At 60.5% G+C, this 14,348-nt stretch carries 16 protein-coding genes; 8 read left to right on the forward strand and 8 right to left on the reverse strand.

Features of this window, described 5'->3' with window-relative positions; all coding sequences use genetic code 11:
- The first annotated feature begins 55 nt into the window (after positions 1-55).
- The 4 genes from CFBP1590_RS03595 to CFBP1590_RS03615 all read left to right on the forward strand — a co-directional run bounded on the left by CFBP1590_RS03595 (position 56) and on the right by CFBP1590_RS03615 (position 5,132).
- Positions 56-2,344, forward strand: coding sequence for a mechanosensitive ion channel family protein (locus CFBP1590_RS03595; RefSeq protein WP_088234485.1), 2,289 nt, complete (start codon positions 56-58; stop codon positions 2,342-2,344).
- A 116-nt stretch (positions 2,345-2,460) separates the two neighbouring features.
- Entirely contained in the window at positions 2,461-3,345 is an 885-nt protein-coding gene (locus tag CFBP1590_RS03600) for a sugar nucleotide-binding protein (RefSeq protein WP_004883728.1), read from the forward strand.
- Positions 3,338-4,267, forward strand: coding sequence for an NAD-dependent epimerase/dehydratase family protein (locus tag CFBP1590_RS03605; RefSeq protein WP_088234486.1), 930 nt, complete (start codon positions 3,338-3,340; stop codon positions 4,265-4,267). Before CFBP1590_RS03600 ends, CFBP1590_RS03605 begins: the two co-directional genes overlap by 8 nt.
- A gap of 385 nt (positions 4,268-4,652) precedes the next feature.
- Positions 4,653-5,132: a hypothetical protein gene (locus tag CFBP1590_RS03615; protein ID WP_088234487.1), complete on the forward strand. Its 480-nt coding sequence runs from the start codon at positions 4,653-4,655 to the stop codon at positions 5,130-5,132.
- Between the two features lie 55 nt (positions 5,133-5,187).
- Here CFBP1590_RS03615 and CFBP1590_RS03620 read toward each other — a convergent pair whose 3' ends face one another.
- From CFBP1590_RS03620 to CFBP1590_RS03640, 5 genes are all read right to left on the reverse strand, one after another.
- Positions 5,188-5,874, reverse strand: coding sequence for an OmpW/AlkL family protein (locus CFBP1590_RS03620; protein ID WP_025995578.1), 687 nt, complete (start codon positions 5,872-5,874; stop codon positions 5,188-5,190).
- A 104-nt stretch (positions 5,875-5,978) separates the two neighbouring features.
- Positions 5,979-6,500: a DUF3299 domain-containing protein gene (locus tag CFBP1590_RS03625; RefSeq protein ID WP_004883732.1), complete on the reverse strand. Its 522-nt coding sequence runs from the start codon at positions 6,498-6,500 to the stop codon at positions 5,979-5,981.
- An 11-nt stretch (positions 6,501-6,511) separates the two neighbouring features.
- A complete protein-coding gene (locus tag CFBP1590_RS03630; protein WP_004883733.1) occupies positions 6,512-7,777 on the reverse strand; it encodes an ABC transporter permease in 1,266 nt (421 codons plus the stop codon).
- Between the two features lies 1 nt (position 7,778).
- Positions 7,779-8,489, reverse strand: coding sequence for an ABC transporter ATP-binding protein (locus tag CFBP1590_RS03635; RefSeq protein ID WP_043305254.1), 711 nt, complete (start codon positions 8,487-8,489; stop codon positions 7,779-7,781).
- 69 nt (positions 8,490-8,558) lie between these two features.
- On the reverse strand, positions 8,559-9,146 hold the full coding sequence (locus tag CFBP1590_RS03640; protein WP_029241894.1) for a DUF2796 domain-containing protein: 588 nt from the start codon (positions 9,144-9,146) through the stop codon (positions 8,559-8,561).
- Between the two features lie 265 nt (positions 9,147-9,411).
- On the opposite strand from CFBP1590_RS03640, the gene CFBP1590_RS03645 reads away from it, so the two are divergent.
- Together CFBP1590_RS03645 and CFBP1590_RS03650 are read left to right on the forward strand one after the other, a co-directional pair.
- Entirely contained in the window at positions 9,412-9,834 is a 423-nt protein-coding gene (locus CFBP1590_RS03645) for a nuclear transport factor 2 family protein (RefSeq protein ID WP_043305252.1), read from the forward strand.
- A gap of 61 nt (positions 9,835-9,895) precedes the next feature.
- On the forward strand, positions 9,896-10,249 hold the full coding sequence (locus tag CFBP1590_RS03650) for a hypothetical protein (RefSeq protein WP_088234488.1): 354 nt from the start codon (positions 9,896-9,898) through the stop codon (positions 10,247-10,249).
- Between the two features lie 57 nt (positions 10,250-10,306).
- Here CFBP1590_RS03650 and trxA read toward each other — a convergent pair whose 3' ends face one another.
- The 3 genes from trxA to CFBP1590_RS03665 all read right to left on the reverse strand — a co-directional run bounded on the left by trxA (position 10,307) and on the right by CFBP1590_RS03665 (position 12,555).
- Positions 10,307-11,179 carry a thioredoxin gene (gene trxA / locus CFBP1590_RS03655; protein ID WP_088234489.1) on the reverse strand — a complete coding sequence of 291 codons (873 nt, stop codon included), beginning with the start codon at positions 11,177-11,179 and terminating at the stop codon, positions 10,307-10,309.
- 273 nt (positions 11,180-11,452) lie between these two features.
- Complete coding sequence (locus tag CFBP1590_RS03660; RefSeq protein WP_088234490.1) at positions 11,453-12,109, reverse strand: class I SAM-dependent methyltransferase; 657 nt, start codon at positions 12,107-12,109, stop codon at positions 11,453-11,455.
- The gene (locus CFBP1590_RS03665; protein WP_004883740.1) at positions 12,106-12,555 is read right to left on the reverse strand and encodes a YbaY family lipoprotein; all 450 of its coding nucleotides are present in this window, start codon (positions 12,553-12,555) and stop codon (positions 12,106-12,108) included. The genes CFBP1590_RS03660 and CFBP1590_RS03665 overlap by 4 nt, the downstream gene beginning before the upstream one ends.
- A gap of 180 nt (positions 12,556-12,735) precedes the next feature.
- Between CFBP1590_RS03665 and nrdR the strand changes: the two genes are divergently transcribed.
- Positions 12,736-13,200, forward strand: coding sequence for a transcriptional regulator NrdR (nrdR, locus tag CFBP1590_RS03670; RefSeq protein WP_004883741.1), 465 nt, complete (start codon positions 12,736-12,738; stop codon positions 13,198-13,200).
- Entirely contained in the window at positions 13,197-14,342 is a 1,146-nt protein-coding gene (gene ribD, locus CFBP1590_RS03675) for a bifunctional diaminohydroxyphosphoribosylaminopyrimidine deaminase/5-amino-6-(5-phosphoribosylamino)uracil reductase RibD (RefSeq protein WP_088234491.1), read from the forward strand. Before nrdR ends, ribD begins: the two co-directional genes overlap by 4 nt.
- Positions 14,343-14,348: the final 6 nt, after the last annotated feature.

Genomic DNA, 14,348 nt, shown 5'->3' on the forward strand with positions numbered 1-14,348 from the left:
AGGAATCAGTTCCTTGGGGCTGAAGCCCTGCCTGTCCATTGAAGGAGTAAACTGCGTGGCGTCTCAGCTGAAAACCTTGATCCTTACGGGTCTGCTGTTGTTCGCGGGCAGCTTCCATGTTCAAGCCGCGGATGTGCCTGCGTTGCCGATGAGTGCCGCAGTCCCCGCCGACGACAAGGCCGCTGAAAAGCCGGACAGCAAGGCGGCTGACAAAGCCGATGCCAAGGCCGATTCCAAGGCTTCAGACAAAGCCGACGCCAAGGCGGCAGATGGAGCAGACCCCGCGGCCACTGAACCCGCTGCCGAGCTCCTTGTGCAAGGCGGCCTGCTGGGCGCAATCAGCACCAGCATTGATGACGTGCAGGACAAGCTCAACCTCGACGAGAACCTGCTGGACGCATGGCAACTGCGTGCCGATCGGGCGGCCGACGAGCTCGAAAAACTGGTCAACAAACGCACCACGCGTTCGCCGTGGAGTGTCGTCGGCGACTTCCTGATTCTGTCTTTCGTCTGGATAGGCGCTTTTGCGGTCCTGACCACCGTAGGACGTTTCATCGCCGTCCGGCTGTGTCGAACGGCGTTCCTAAGTGTGCGTCAGCGCAGTCAGGCGCTGCTCAAGTATGTCCTGCCGTTCACGCTGCCCGCTATCATCTGTCTGCCGCTGACCCTCTACGTCAGCCACTTCATGCCTTCCTCGGTCGGGCGGGCGCTGGCGTTGTGTTTCGCCTACGCCACCAGCAGCGGCATTGTCTCGACTTCGGTGTTGCTGTGCGTGATCGTGATGTTCAACTCCGGGCACAAGCGTGCCGCGGTACGCATGATCCGCCGCTATGCGCCAAGGCCCTTGTTCGTGGTCGGCTTTCTGGCCGCGCTCAGCGATGCACTGACCAGCCCGCAGATCGCCCGTCAGTTGGGCAGCAACGTGACCACCAGTGTCGCTGTGTTTACCGGTCTGTTTGCCTCGGTCGTGTTCTGCATGCTGATCATCAAGGTGCGTCGCCCGGTGGCCCACCTGATTCGTAACCGTTCGTTGAGCAGTCGTCTGCAGCGTCCGGCCTTGCAACAGTCGCTGAAAATCTTCTCGAACCTGTGGCACCTGCCTATCCTGCTGATGATTCTGGTGTCGGCCATCAACCTGATCGGTGCTGGCGAAGACAGTCAGGAAGCGCTGCGTTGCGCGTTGTTCACCACCATTCTGCTGATTGCCACGGTGTTCATGAGCACCGTTTTCCAGCACCTGTTCAAGCCTGCCGAAGAGCTCGGGCGTGGCGGACACGTGTACAAGGCGCGTCTGTTGAGCCTGTTGTATGCGGTGGTGCGCATCGCGCTGGCGATCACGTTTATCGAAGTATTGGGCCGGATCTGGGGCTTCTCGATGTTCGAGTTCGCCCAGCGCAATACGCTCGGCCGGGTCATCAGTGAATCGCTGAGCAGTATTGGTCTGATTTTCCTGGTGACCTGGCTGTTGTGGGTGGTGCTGGACACTGCGATTCAGGAAGCTCTCAAGCCGCCGATCAATCATCGCAGCGGTCGTCAGCCAAGTACGCGGGTCAAGACCATCCTGCCGCTGCTGCGCAACGCCGTGAAGATCGTGCTGGTGGTGATTTGCGCGATCACCACCATGGCCAATCTGGGCATCAACGTCGCGCCGTTGCTGGCCGGTGCCGGTGTGGTCGGTCTGGCGATCGGTTTCGGTTCGCAGCAACTGGTGCAGGACGTGATTACCGGCCTGTTCATTATTGTGGAAGACACCTTTTCCATCGGCGACTGGGTGGTGCTCAGCACCGGACATTCCGGCACCGTCGAGAGCCTGACCATTCGTACCGTGCGCCTGCGTGATGGCAAGGGTTTCGTGCACTCGGTGCCGTTCGGGCAGATCAAGGCCGTCACCAACCAGTCCCGCCAGTTTGCCTACGCGTTCTTCTCGGTGCAGTTCACCTACGACTCGGACATCGATGATGCGCTGTCGCTGATCCGTGAAGTCGGGCACTCGATCACCGAAGATGTTTTGCTCAAGAACAACCTGCAAGGTCCCCTGGAAGTGTTCGGTGTGGATCGCATGGATCTCAACGGCGTGGTCCTTACCGCGCAGTTCCGCACCTCTTCCGGTGGGCAATACGCAGTCGGGCGTGCCTTCAACGAGCGGCTCAAGCGGCTTGTGGATAAACACCCGAGCGTGCGCTTCGCCCAGACTTATCCACAGATGGTGATGAGCCCCGGCATCGCAGGGCCTCAGGCGGGTACCGAAGCCGAGGGGCCGCCAGCGCCATCGGCACCGTCGGCGTCCCCGGCACCTTTGAGCCTGCCCAAGGGCGGCGGTGCGCCCGGTACGGCAGCCACTTGACGCGTCATTAACCCGCCAGGCTGCGCAACTGTTGGGGGTTGGCGGCCAACGTGTTATGTTTGCAGGCGTTTTTCATTTATCTATTTGATGATTCTGATACCGAGCCTGCTGACTCTATGCGAATGCGCCTTATGCTGTTGGGCGGCGGGAATGCCCTCGGGCAGGCGTTGATTCGTCTGGGTGCCGAGGAAGACATTGGCTTCCTCGCGCCGCGTCCACCGCAAGACGGTTGGGACGCAGCGAGCCTGACGCAACTGCTCGATGACACCCGTCCCGATGCCTTGATCAACCTTGCTTACTACTTCGACTGGTTTCAGGCGGAGACGGTAAGCGAAGCGCGTCTGACCCGCCAGGAACGCTCCGTCGAGCGGCTGGCCGAATTGTGTCAGCACCACAACATCACGCTGGTCCAGCCTTCCAGCTATCGAGTCTTCGATGGTTCGCGTGCCACTGCCTACAGCGAAAAGGACGAGCCCGTGCCGCTTGGCCTGCGTGGTCAGGCGCTGTGGCGTATCGAGCAGAGCGTGCGTGCAACCTGTCCGCAACACGTGCTGGTCCGTTTCGGCTGGCTGCTGGATGACAGCGCCGATGGGGTGCTGGGTCGTTTCCTGTCGAGTGCCGAAAAACCTCAGGAATTGCTGCTGGCCGATGACCGTCGAGGTAATCCGACGCCGGTCGATGACGCAGCCCGCGTGCTGATTTCGGTGCTCAAGCAGCTCGACTGCGAAGCGCCGCTCTGGGGCACGTACCACTACGCCGGACATGAGGCCACCACGCCGCTGGCGCTGGGGCAGGCGGTGCTGACCGAGGCGCGCCTGCTGCATCCGCTGGCCGTCGAGTCGCCCACCGCGCAGGCCCACGCCGCACGTCCCGATGCGGGCGAAGAGCCGCAGCACGCCGTGCTGGCCTGCAAGAAAATTCTCCATACCTTCGGCATCAAGCCCCGCGCCTGGCGTGCAGGACTGCCGAGCCTGCTGGACCGGTATTACCGACATGTCTGATGCTCCTGTTCTGATCACTGGCGGCGCGGGTTTCATTGGCTCGCACCTGACCGACGCGTTGCTGGCTCGCGGACATGCCGTGCGCATCCTCGATGACCTGTCGGCGGGCAAACGCAGCAACCTGCCGCTGGACAACCCCAAGGTCGAGCTGATCGTGGGCGATGTCGCCGATGCTGCACTGGTCAGGCGAGCTGCGCAGGGCTGTCAGGCGGTTGTGCATCTGGCGGCGGTGGCCTCGGTGCAGGCCTCGGTGGACGATCCTGTGCGCACCCATCAAAGCAATTTCATCGGCACCCTGAATGTGTGCGAGGCCATGCGCGAAGCGGGCGTCAAACGGGTGATCTTTGCCTCCAGTGCTGCGGTCTATGGCAACAACGGCGAAGGCCAGGCCATCACCGAAGACACCACCAAAGCGCCGCTGACGCCTTACGCCTCGGACAAGCTGGCCAGTGAGTTCTACCTGGACTTCTATCGTCGCCAGCACGGACTTGAACCGGTGATCTTCCGCTTCTTCAACATCTTCGGGCCGCGTCAGGATCCTTCATCGCCTTACTCCGGCGTGATCAGCATCTTTGCCGAACGCATCGAAAAAGGCCTGCCCATCACAGTATTCGGCGACGGCGAGCAGACCCGCGATTTCTTCTACATCGGCGATCTGGTCAAGCTGCTGCTGCAGGGACTGGAACTGGACAGCGTCATCGAAGGTGCCGTCAATGTCGGCCTGAACCAGACCACCTCGCTCAACGAATTGCTCGCCGCGCTGGCGCAGGTCACAGGCAAGCAACCGCAGGTCAGCTATCAGGCGCCGCGCTCAGGCGATATCAAGCATTCGCGGGCCAGCAATCAGCGGCTGCTCGATCACTTCAACATCGACGCGCCCACGCCATTGAACACGGGGCTGGCACTGTTGATAGGGCGCTGATTCACGATCAGTGTGAAAGCCGAACCCCGAATGTGACGCAGAGCGTCACAAATGGCACAGACTGGGGATTCAGTGAGCCGAGCGCATGACGTGGATAACGCTGGAGCCTAGGCACGCATCTGCGCCACATTCAAGAGCGGACGCGGAGCGTCCTGGGAGGCGTTCCCACGCAGAGCGTAGGAACGATCATCATCGTATTCCTCCAAGAGGACTTGTGTATAACGATGAGCGCTCTGCGTGGTAACGCCGTCCAGGACGCTCCGCGTCCGCGCTCGGTATCGAGGCTGTAGGATCGTTCTGTCTTTTTTGTAGTTGCGACTTTTGATCTTCTCAACCCGCATAACGACTCTTAGCATCCGTCGTCCTTTTACAGCGGACGTACGGCATGCAGGACAAAAACGATGTTGATAACCGCCCAAAAATTGTAGTGCGCGATGTGCCTGGCGAGTTCTTCGTCGATGATTTCATGGACCGGTATTCACGTTATCTGGATGCAGCGAAGGCGGGTCGCAGAGACGTAGGCCCCATCGCGCCAGGGTTTGTGACTACGTGTGGTTTTATCCTGACGATTTGTGGGGCTCTTATGGTTATTTTTGGCCCGAGCTCTGTTCGATACAGCTACTCGACGGGGCCTACTTTCTTTCAGTACCTACAGATGTATCCAGGACTGATTACGGTCCTGGGCTTCGTTATCACGTCTGTCGGACGCTTTATAGACGCACACGACAACACTGTTTTGAAGACGCCTGACCAGTTTCTCTGGGCCCATTACGAATTGGAGTTTCCAAGAGCAAGCAATGGCCCACGGTTATTCTCGACCGTTCACATAGACGGTGGCACGTTCAAGGCATTTGAACGCCCATAAAAGCAAAGGCACCCAACGGGTGCCTTTGTGTTTTAAACGACTGACGCGCAGTGGATCAGAACTTGTAACCCACGCCGACCATGTAGACCCACGGATCGATTTCCACATCCACTTTGGTGCGGCCGACCGCCAGTGCCGACGGGCCGTCCACGGTGGCCTGGGTGTTGATGTCGACGTACCAGACCGATGCGTTCACCAGTACGTTGTCAGTGATCATGTAGTCCATGCCCAGTTGCGCGGCCAGGCCGACCGAGTCCTGCAGCTTGAGGTTGCTGAAGCCCTGGTTCTTGCGGTCGCCCGTCAGGTCTTCGTCGAAAAACATGGTGTAGTTGATGCCCACGCCCGCATAAGGCTGGAATTTGGAGGACGGCTCCATTGGGTAGTACTGCAACGACAGGGTCGGCGGCAGGTGCTTGATGTCGGCCAGCTTGCCGTCAAGACCCGGGCCCAGGCCCTTCACCGCAACGGTATGACTGAACGGGGTGGCGGCCAGCAGTTCAATGCCGATGTGCGGGGTCAGCATGTAGGCGAACGTCAGACCGAGCTGGGTATTGCCGTCGAGCGTGGCTTTGGTGCCTGAAACCTTGGAGCCGTCGAGTCTGACCTCGCCGCTGTCTTCGTTGGGTTGTACGTGCGCCGCGCCAGCGCGAACGATGAAGTCGCCAGCCTCGTATGCATGGGCGGCAGTAGGGGCGGCGATGGCGAGCGCGACGAGAGAGGCGCGAAGCAGATGTCTGTTCATTGGGGCTCCAGGAAATCAGTCGAAATTTATGGGCGGAATGTTAAAGCGCTGTCGAGCGGCGACTTTGACTCAGCTCAATGAAATCGCTGGGAACCCCTTTCTCTTCACGTGTCTGGCAATTCGTAGACAAAAATCTTGTCTGCCTGCATCTGATAACCCGCTTCTGCCAGTTCGCTTGAAGACGACTTGGCCTGCATCGGTCCTTCGATCCAGTACGGCTGATACAGCTCATCGACCTTCACACCCAGCTCACTCGTGACATGCACGATCTGGTTTGCCGGCGGCGGCGGCACATGGATGCAGGCACCGAAATACGGCACCAGCAAAAACTCGATCACTCTGCCTTCCTCACTGACCTCCAGTGGCACGATGTAACCCGGCAGACGCACCTGCTTGCCATCCAGTGCCTTGACCACCGGCGCGTGGGGCGCCAGCTGGCTGGCCGCAGGTGCTTGCTCCATGGCCAATGCATCGGACATCTTCGACAGGTCGTGCATCGGCGTGGTCACCGGCTTCACGACAGGTGCATCAGGCGGAATCATTTCGGCCCAGGTCAGTACACGCGGCTCGGCGGCCCACAGTGACGTGGAAACCGAGAGCAGCAGAGTGAGTAGCATGCGCCGCATTATGAAGGTCCTCATAAACGAATCGACAGACCATCTGCCAGTGACTGCCTGTAGGCTCGCCAGGCTGGCACGGTTCCCATCAACAGCGCGCAAGCGAGGATGCCACCCAGCAATGTCCATTCATATTGGCCAGGTGGCATAGGCGAGAGGTACAAACCGTAAGTATTTATTACGTAATCCTGAGACACGAAGATACCGATATAGAGCAGTGCAAGGCCGCTGACAACACCCGCCAGCGCCAGCGCGAAGGCTTCGAGTATCAGCAGGCTCGCGATGTGCCAGGGTCTGGCTCCGACCGACCGCAGAATTGCCATCTCGCGGCGGCGTTCGTTGAGGCTGGTGAGGATGGCCGTCAGCATGCCGATCAGCCCCGTCAGCACCACGAACAGCGAAATCACGAACAGAGCCTTTTCAGCCGTGCCCATCAGACTCCACAGTTCCTGCAAGGCCACGCCCGGCAGAATCGCAAGCATGGGTTCGCCACGGTATTCGTTGATCTCGCGCTGCAGACTGAAGGTCGAGATCTTGCTGTTCAGGCCGAGCATGAATGCTGTGATCGCTGTCGGCGTCAGGTCCATGTTGCGCGCCTGATCGGCAGAGATGCGTTCATTGCCACGAGCCGGCGCGCCGTTGTGCCAATCGATGTGGATGGCTTCCATTCCGCCCAGGCTGATGTGCAGTGTGCGGTCTACCGGTGTGCCGGTGGGTTTGAGGATGCCGACCACGGTGAACGGCTTGTCGTCATGCTTAACCAGACTGATCGCTGCTACGCCGTGAGCCAGCACCAGCTTGTCACCCAGCTTGTAATGCAGCGCCTTGGCGACCTCCGAACCGAGCACGACTTCGAACGGATCGGTCTTGAATTCACGCCCTTCGGCCAGCTCCAGATGCTGTTGGCGGCCAAACTGATAATGCTCGAAGTACGACGCGTTGGTGCCCATCACCCGGTAGCCGCGATGCGAGTCGCCGAGTGAAATCGGAATCGCCCATTTCACCTGCTTGCTCTCGGCAAAATGTTCGAAGCTGTCCCAGCGGATGTTGTTAGTGGCGTTGCCGATGCGAAACACCGAGTACAGCAGCAGGTTGATCGAGCCGGAGCGTGCGCCGACGATCAGGTCTGTGCCGCTGATGGTGCTGGCGAAACTGGTACGTGCTTCGGTACGCACCCGCTCGACGGCCAGCAACAGGCAGACCGACAGGGCGATGGCGAAGACAGTGAGGAACGCGGTGAAGCGGCGGTTGGCCAGGCTGGCCATGGCCAGACGAAACAGATACATCTCAAATCTCCACGGCAACGGCGGCGCGATTGAGGTCGCTTAACGACAGGTTGCGATCGAACAGCGGTGCCAGGCTCTGGTCATGACTGACGAACAACAGGCTGGCGCCGGCTTCGCGGCATTCGGCGAACAGCAGGCGAATGAAGGCTTCGCGTGAGTCGGCGTCCAGTGCGGAGGTCGGCTCGTCGGCGATCACCAGTTCCGGTTGACCGATCAGGGCGCGTGCTGCGGCGACGCGTTGTTGCTGGCCGATGGACAGCGAGTCTGCACGTCGGGTCAGCATGGCCGGGTCTTTCAGACCCAGGTGAGTCAGCAGGGTCGTTGTCGCTTTTTCAACGCTGCCATGCCGCTGTTTCGCACGCTCGGCGCGGACTTTGGAAAAGTGGCAGGGCAGTTCGATGTTCTCGCGCACCGACAGAAACGGCAGCAGGTTGAACTGCTGAAAAATATAGCCGGTGTGGTCGACACGGAAACGGTCCCGCGCTGCTGCGGACAGGCTCGAAAGCTCCTGCCCCAGCAGGCGGATGGTGCCGCGAGTGGGTTTTTGCACACCGCCCAGCAGGCCCAGCAGCGTAGTCTTGCCGCTGCCGCTCGGACCTTTCAGGAAAAGGGTTTCGCCGGTTTCCAGGCGAAATTCGGGGATGTCCAGAAGCTGCGGCTGACCCGGCCAGTTGAAGCTCAGGTCGGACAGCTCGATCAGTGCTTGGGTCATGGTCTGACTCACGCTCGGTTGAAAATCAAAAGACCGGGCCAGGCCCGGTCAATGTGCCGCGAAGGGGGATCAGAACTTCAGCGTAGGGTTCGCTGCGATCACTTCTGCGCCCGACTGGCCACTTGGCGAGATCAGTTGTACCTGAAGCTTCTTGGTATCGGGGAATGTTTTGAAGATCTGCGACAGGTCCAGCTTCTTCAGGATGGCAGGTGCATCACAGACGAATTTGTAGGTGCCATGAATTTCGCTGTGCTCGTGATGATCGGCGTCGCCGTCTTTGGCGTGTTCTTCGTGATCATCATCCTTGTCGCCGAACAGCGGGCTTTCCACTTTGACCGACGTGGCCGAGCAGTTGGCGGCATCGGCGATGCTGAACAGCGCATTGGGCTTGAGCAGAAACTCACGCGCCTTGGCCAGCTTGGCCTTGTCTTCAGCCGACGTTGCCTCGTGCTCGAACCCGACAATGTTCATGGCCGGGCTGTCGAATTCGAACTCCAGCGTCTTGCCTTCCAATACCACGTCCAGACGCCCGACACCGTGCTCATGAGCGCCAAGGCTGCCGTGTTCTGCGCCGTGATCATGATCGTGTTCTTCAGCGGCATGGGCGACAGCGAGTGGCAGCAGGGCGAAGGGCAGGGCGAGTAGCAGACGGCGCATAACAGACTCCGGTAGTGCGTTTTCGGGAAAAATCGTTATGTGATCTTATAACAAGTCATGTGTGGCGTGAGGTGTTTTTTCCTGAGCGACGGTGCTTCCAGTAACGAGGGCTGGAATAGCGCAGGTTCGGATTATGCCGAACCGTTCTCACGGACCAGGTCGTCAGATCCTACCCTGAATGGGGTAGCCACTGAATGAATGCAGGATGCGTCGTCAGTGGCAGCAATACATCCAGGGACCTGCACCGCATCAAGGAAGACCCCTCATGAAAAAGCTCCATCCCAACGTTGAAACCCTGCGTGCGATCTACAAGGATCTGGCCCGCATCGCCGAGTTCGCGGATCACGATATTGTGCTGCACAAGGCGGATCGAGGTGCCCGGGGCGGATTGTCCATGGTCATCGGCAGACGGTCGGTGCAGAACCATGAGCTGGACCTGATTGAGCACACCCGCCAGACCCTGTACATGGACGTTCACGAGATCGTTGCGGACGATCACTTCGGTTCGGTCATGGGTTACATGCGCGCCACCTGCGAACGCAAGAAAATCGCCATGCCGTTCTGCGGCCTGTGGCGCTTTCGCGATGGAAAGATCGTCGAGCACTGGGAAAACGTTTACGACATCAGGGCGTTCGGCAGCTTCATGATGGGCGATGAGGCATTGATGAGTCGCTGGCTGTGTGACTGAGCGTGGGAATGCGCGCCCACGTGTGGGAGCATGTGCCTCTGACTGTCGGCAGGTGCATATCATGTTGCGTATTCGTGGAACCGTGGGCCAGTGGCCGGTGGATTTGACACTGGAACTGGACGAAGGCGATTGGGCCCAGTTGGGCGCGCAGTTGAAGGCCTCGGCGCCTGAAGCAGCGGCGGTTGTGGTCGAGAGCAGGCCGGTCAATCAGGACGACAAGGTCTGGCAGGTGGCGCAGGACCTTTTGCAAAAGGCCGGACAGATGAGCGGGCCGGACCTTCTGGCGCAACTGGAAGGCGTTGCGGGCAGCACTGCAGCGGGCAAACGCCTGTTGGTGCGTTTGCGGCATTGCGCGAATGTGAAGGTCGAGAGCGGGGCGGATGCGCCGCTGTACAGTTGGGTCGCTGCGAAATGATTCAACGCTGGCCGGTGTCTGGCATCCTTGGGATACCGGCACCGGCCAGCGTCTTGCTTAGTACAGCGCTGCGAACAGCTTGCGACGGTACATCGTCACCAGCGGATGGTCGTTGCCCAACAGGTCGAACACCTGCAGCAACGTCTTGTGCGGCAGGCCTTCGGCGTAGTTGCGATTGCGGATGAACAGCTTGAGCAGTCCGTCCAGTGCCGCTTCGTACTGCTGACGGGACAACTGCTGGATGGCCAGTTGATGGGACGCTTCGTCGTCCTGCGGATTCTGCGCCAGACGGCTTTTAAGCTCGGCGGCATCCGGCAGGGTGGCGGCTTCGGCAAGAAAGGTCAGCTGCGCCTTGGCGCCCGCCAGCTCGGCCTTGTGGGCGTCACTCTTGACGGCATCCAGCACCTGACCCGCTTCACTCAGCTCGCCACGTTCTGCCAGGCAGCGCGCGTACAGAATCAGCGCCGCCGCGTTGGTGTTGTCTTCGCCTAGCACGACTTTGAGCATGGCTTCAGCGTCGGCAAAGCGGCTCTCTGCAAACAATTCCTGCGCCTGCTTGAGCGGATCAGCGGCGGGCGGTGGTGGCATGACCACGTGTTGTTCGAGAATCTTGCGGATTTCAGATTCCGGCTGTGCTCCGGCAAAACCGTCCACCGGCTGACCATCCTTGAACAGCACCACGGTTGGCAGGCTGCGGATGCCGAAACGGGCGACGATGTCCTGCTCGATGTCGCAGTTCACCTTGGCCAGCAGCAACTCACCCTGGTAGCTCTCGGTGATCTGTTGCAGCAGAGGCATCAGCACCTTGCACGGCGCACACCACTCGGCCCAGAAATCCACCAGTACGGGTTGGTCGAATGACTTGTCGATCACCAACTGATCGAAAGTCGCCGTGGTTGCATCGAAGATGTAAGCAGTGTCCTGGCTCATGGCGCGTCTCGGAGAATCTGAATGCCGCCAACTATAAAGCCCGCCGGGGAATGCTGGAAGGGAAGTCTCGGCGAGAGCGGGGGGGGATCAGTAGATCAGGTTGGTCGGACACCGGCTCAAACTGTGGGAGGTGGCTTGCCGGCGAAGCATTCTTTCAGGCGACGCTTCAGTGACTGTCCTGACGCCATCGCCGGCAAGCCGCCTCCCACATAGAGTGTGGTTCTCATGCAGCCTGCATGTTGTCTGGCAAATTGGGCCTGTCCTTGAGGGCCGTTATACGCGTACGGCGTGATACAGGCTCACATCACGAAACTCGTGCGGCTCGGCCAGATCGGGCAGGGTCAGCGCATGGAGCATGTCCAGGCGTTCATAGGCAGGGTGCTGAAAATCCCGAACCCTCGAGTCTGCCACCAGCGCTTCACGGCCGCGCCTCAGGAAGTGGTCGAGCAAGGGCAGGTTGGCGCGGTCGTAGAGTACGTCTGCGACCAGAATCAGGTCGAAGCGGTCGGCCTCGGCGAAGAAGTCCGCCGAGTAGTTCAAGCGCACGTCGTTGAGGTCTGCGTTGGCCTTGCACGCAGCGATTGCCAACGGATCGAGATCGCAGGCCACCACTTCCAGCGCGCCCGCCTTGGCGGCAGCAATGCCCGCGACGCCTGAGCCCGCACCGAAGTCCAGCACGCGCTTGCCCTTTACCCAGTGCGGCTGCTCGGCCAGAAAACGCGCCAGCGCCAGACCGCTCGCCCAGCAGAAACTCCAGTAAGGCGGCTCTTCCAGGATGCGGCGCGTCTCGTCCGGGCTGAAGGCGCGGTCCATGTTGTCGGCGTCGATAAGCCACAGCTTCAGCGTGGTCTGCGGCAGCGCTGTCACGACCAATCGGGCATCGCCGAGCAATTCGTGCAGCGCCTGCTGAAGGTGTTGCGGGGCGGTCATGGTGCCTTGACGAACTGCAACTGCCCCAAGGCCTGGCTGGTGGCCTGCTGAATACGCATCGACGGCAGATGCAGAATCAACTGCCCCGACTGGCTGGCCCGGCCACGCAACTCGACCCGGCCATCCACCGGAAAGGCTTCCGGGTTGAAGCGCAACTGGAACGGCAGCGACTGCCCGTTACCTTGCAGCTTGGTGCTGGTCAGCAATTTCTGCGGACGATTGCGTTCATCGACCACCAGCATCGCCAGCTCGACTTCGGCCCCAGCTGGTACACCCAGCAATTGACCGCTCAATTCGCGCTGATAAGGCTGCAACGGACCTGGGCCGGTGGGAAGTTTGATCGCTGGCGCAACAGGCTTGGCCGGGACCGGCTCGGGGGCGTCATTGCTGCTGCAGGCGGCCAGCAAGCCGAACAGTCCGAGCAGAAAAAGGGGGCGTAGCGTCATCAAGAGCTCCACAAGACAAAAAACGAAAGGCTGTACGACGCCGGATACCGATGCAGTATTACCGAGCTCGGGCAATTTCACATCACGATATTGCGCGTCTATATACCGTAAACCCCAAGCCTTGTCTTGCCAGCGGGATGCGCTACCATGGCGCTCCTCATTCTTTTGTTGCCTGCCACCATGCACTGTCCCTTCTGCGGTGCCAATGACACCAAAGTCATCGACTCCCGCCTAGTCGCCGAAGGCGAACAAGTCCGCCGCCGTCGCGAGTGTCTGGCCTGCGGCGAACGCTTCACCACGTTCGAAACCGCCGAGCTGGTGCTGCCGCGCCTGATCAAGACCGACGGCAGCCGTCAGCCCTTCGATGAAGAGAAATTGCGCGCCGGTATGCAGCGTGCCCTTGAGAAACGCCCCGTCAGTGTCGAACGTCTCGAAGCGGCGCTGGCGCACATCAAGCACAAGCTGCGTGCGACCGGGGAGCGTGAAGTCAAATCCCTCGTCGTGGGTGAACTGGTCATGGGCGAGTTGCAGAAACTCGACGAAGTGGCCTACATCCGGTTCGCCTCGGTTTACCGGCGCTTTCAGGACCTCAACGAATTTCGTGAAGAAATCGACCGCCTGGCCCGCGAGCCTGGCAAGGAATGAGTGCATTGCTGACTGAACAGGCTGCTCTGGACGTTCATTACATGGCCCGGGCGCTGGAACTGGCGCGAAAAGGGCTGTATTCCACGCACCCCAACCCTCGGGTCGGTTGCGTGATCGTGCGGGAAGGACAGATCGTCGGCGAGGGCTGGCATGCCCTTGCTGGCGAGCCTCATGCCGAAGTCCATGCGTTGCGTCAGGCTGGCGAACAGGCCAGAGGCGCAACCGCCTACGTCACCCTTGAGCCGTGCAGCCACCATGGTCGTACGCCGCCCTGCGCCGATGCGCTGGTGAATGCCGGGGTCACACGGGTCGTGGCGTCCGTGCAGGACCCCAACCCGGAGGTGGCCGGTCGTGGCTTGCTGCGATTGATGACCGCAGGCATTGCAGTCCAGTGCGGCGTGCTCGAAGCCGAAGCGCGTGCCCTGAACAAGGGCTTTATCAAGCGCATGGAAACCGGCCAGCCTTATGTGCGGGTCAAGCTGGCGATGAGTCTGGATGGCCGCACGGCCATGGCCAGCGGTGAAAGCCAGTGGATTACAGGTCCCGAAGCGCGCTCTGCGGTTCAGCGTCTGCGGGCGCAATCGAGTGTGGTGCTGACCGGTGCCGATACCGTGCTGGCCGACAAGGCCCGCCTGACCGTGCGCCCGGACGAGCTGGGCCTGAACGCTGAGTTGACTGCATTGGCGGCGGCTCGTGCACCACTGCGTGTATTGATCGACGGCCGTCTGCGCGTGCCGCTCGACGCGCCATTCTTTCAGGCAGGCAGTGCGCTGGTCGCCACCTGCGCCGCAGCGTCGGCCCGGGGTCGTTATCACGATGAAGGCCACGAGATTGTCGCGATGGCTGACAGCGCAGGTCACGTGGACCTGCGCAAGTTGCTCACTGAACTGGGGACTCGCGGCGTCAACGAAGTACTGGTCGAAGCCGGTCCGCGGCTGGCGGGTGCGTTCACGCGTCTTGGGCTGGTGGACGAATTCCAGATTTTCATCGCCGGCAAGTTTCTCGGTTCCTCGGCCCGACCATTGCTCGACCTGCCGCTGGCGCAGATGAGCGAAGCGCTGGAACTGAAGATCGTAGAAATGCGCGCCGTCGGCAATGACTGGCGAGTCATTGCTCTCCCTGTTCCCGTACCCGGCGTATAATTCCAG

Origin of the sequence: Pseudomonas viridiflava, assembly GCF_900184295.1 — a bacterium.
Taxonomy (GTDB): domain Bacteria; phylum Pseudomonadota; class Gammaproteobacteria; order Pseudomonadales; family Pseudomonadaceae; genus Aquipseudomonas; species Aquipseudomonas viridiflava.

Excerpts from the sequence above, each read along its gene's own strand:
- CFBP1590_RS03650 (WP_088234488.1), top strand. The coding sequence starts at position 9,896 with ATGTTGCGTATTCGTGGAACCGTGGGCCAGTGGCCGGTGGATTTGACA.
- CFBP1590_RS03625 (WP_004883732.1), bottom strand. The coding sequence starts at position 6,500 with ATGCGGCGCATGCTACTCACTCTGCTGCTCTCGGTTTCCACGTCACTG.
- CFBP1590_RS03640 (WP_029241894.1), bottom strand. The coding sequence starts at position 9,146 with ATGCGCCGTCTGCTACTCGCCCTGCCCTTCGCCCTGCTGCCACTCGCT.
- CFBP1590_RS03660 (WP_088234490.1), bottom strand. The coding sequence starts at position 12,109 with ATGACCGCCCCGCAACACCTTCAGCAGGCGCTGCACGAATTGCTCGGC.
- trxA (WP_088234489.1), bottom strand. The coding sequence starts at position 11,179 with ATGAGCCAGGACACTGCTTACATCTTCGATGCAACCACGGCGACTTTC.
- nrdR (WP_004883741.1), top strand. The coding sequence starts at position 12,736 with ATGCACTGTCCCTTCTGCGGTGCCAATGACACCAAAGTCATCGACTCC.
- CFBP1590_RS03645 (WP_043305252.1), top strand. The coding sequence starts at position 9,412 with ATGAAAAAGCTCCATCCCAACGTTGAAACCCTGCGTGCGATCTACAAG.
- CFBP1590_RS03600 (WP_004883728.1), top strand. The coding sequence starts at position 2,461 with ATGCGAATGCGCCTTATGCTGTTGGGCGGCGGGAATGCCCTCGGGCAG.
- CFBP1590_RS03605 (WP_088234486.1), top strand. The coding sequence starts at position 3,338 with ATGTCTGATGCTCCTGTTCTGATCACTGGCGGCGCGGGTTTCATTGGC.
- CFBP1590_RS03630 (WP_004883733.1), bottom strand. The coding sequence starts at position 7,777 with ATGTATCTGTTTCGTCTGGCCATGGCCAGCCTGGCCAACCGCCGCTTC.
- CFBP1590_RS03615 (WP_088234487.1), top strand. The coding sequence starts at position 4,653 with ATGCAGGACAAAAACGATGTTGATAACCGCCCAAAAATTGTAGTGCGC.
- CFBP1590_RS03620 (WP_025995578.1), bottom strand. The coding sequence starts at position 5,874 with ATGAACAGACATCTGCTTCGCGCCTCTCTCGTCGCGCTCGCCATCGCC.
- CFBP1590_RS03635 (WP_043305254.1), bottom strand. The coding sequence starts at position 8,489 with ATGACCCAAGCACTGATCGAGCTGTCCGACCTGAGCTTCAACTGGCCG.
- ribD (WP_088234491.1), top strand. The coding sequence starts at position 13,197 with ATGAGTGCATTGCTGACTGAACAGGCTGCTCTGGACGTTCATTACATG.
- CFBP1590_RS03665 (WP_004883740.1), bottom strand. The coding sequence starts at position 12,555 with ATGACGCTACGCCCCCTTTTTCTGCTCGGACTGTTCGGCTTGCTGGCC.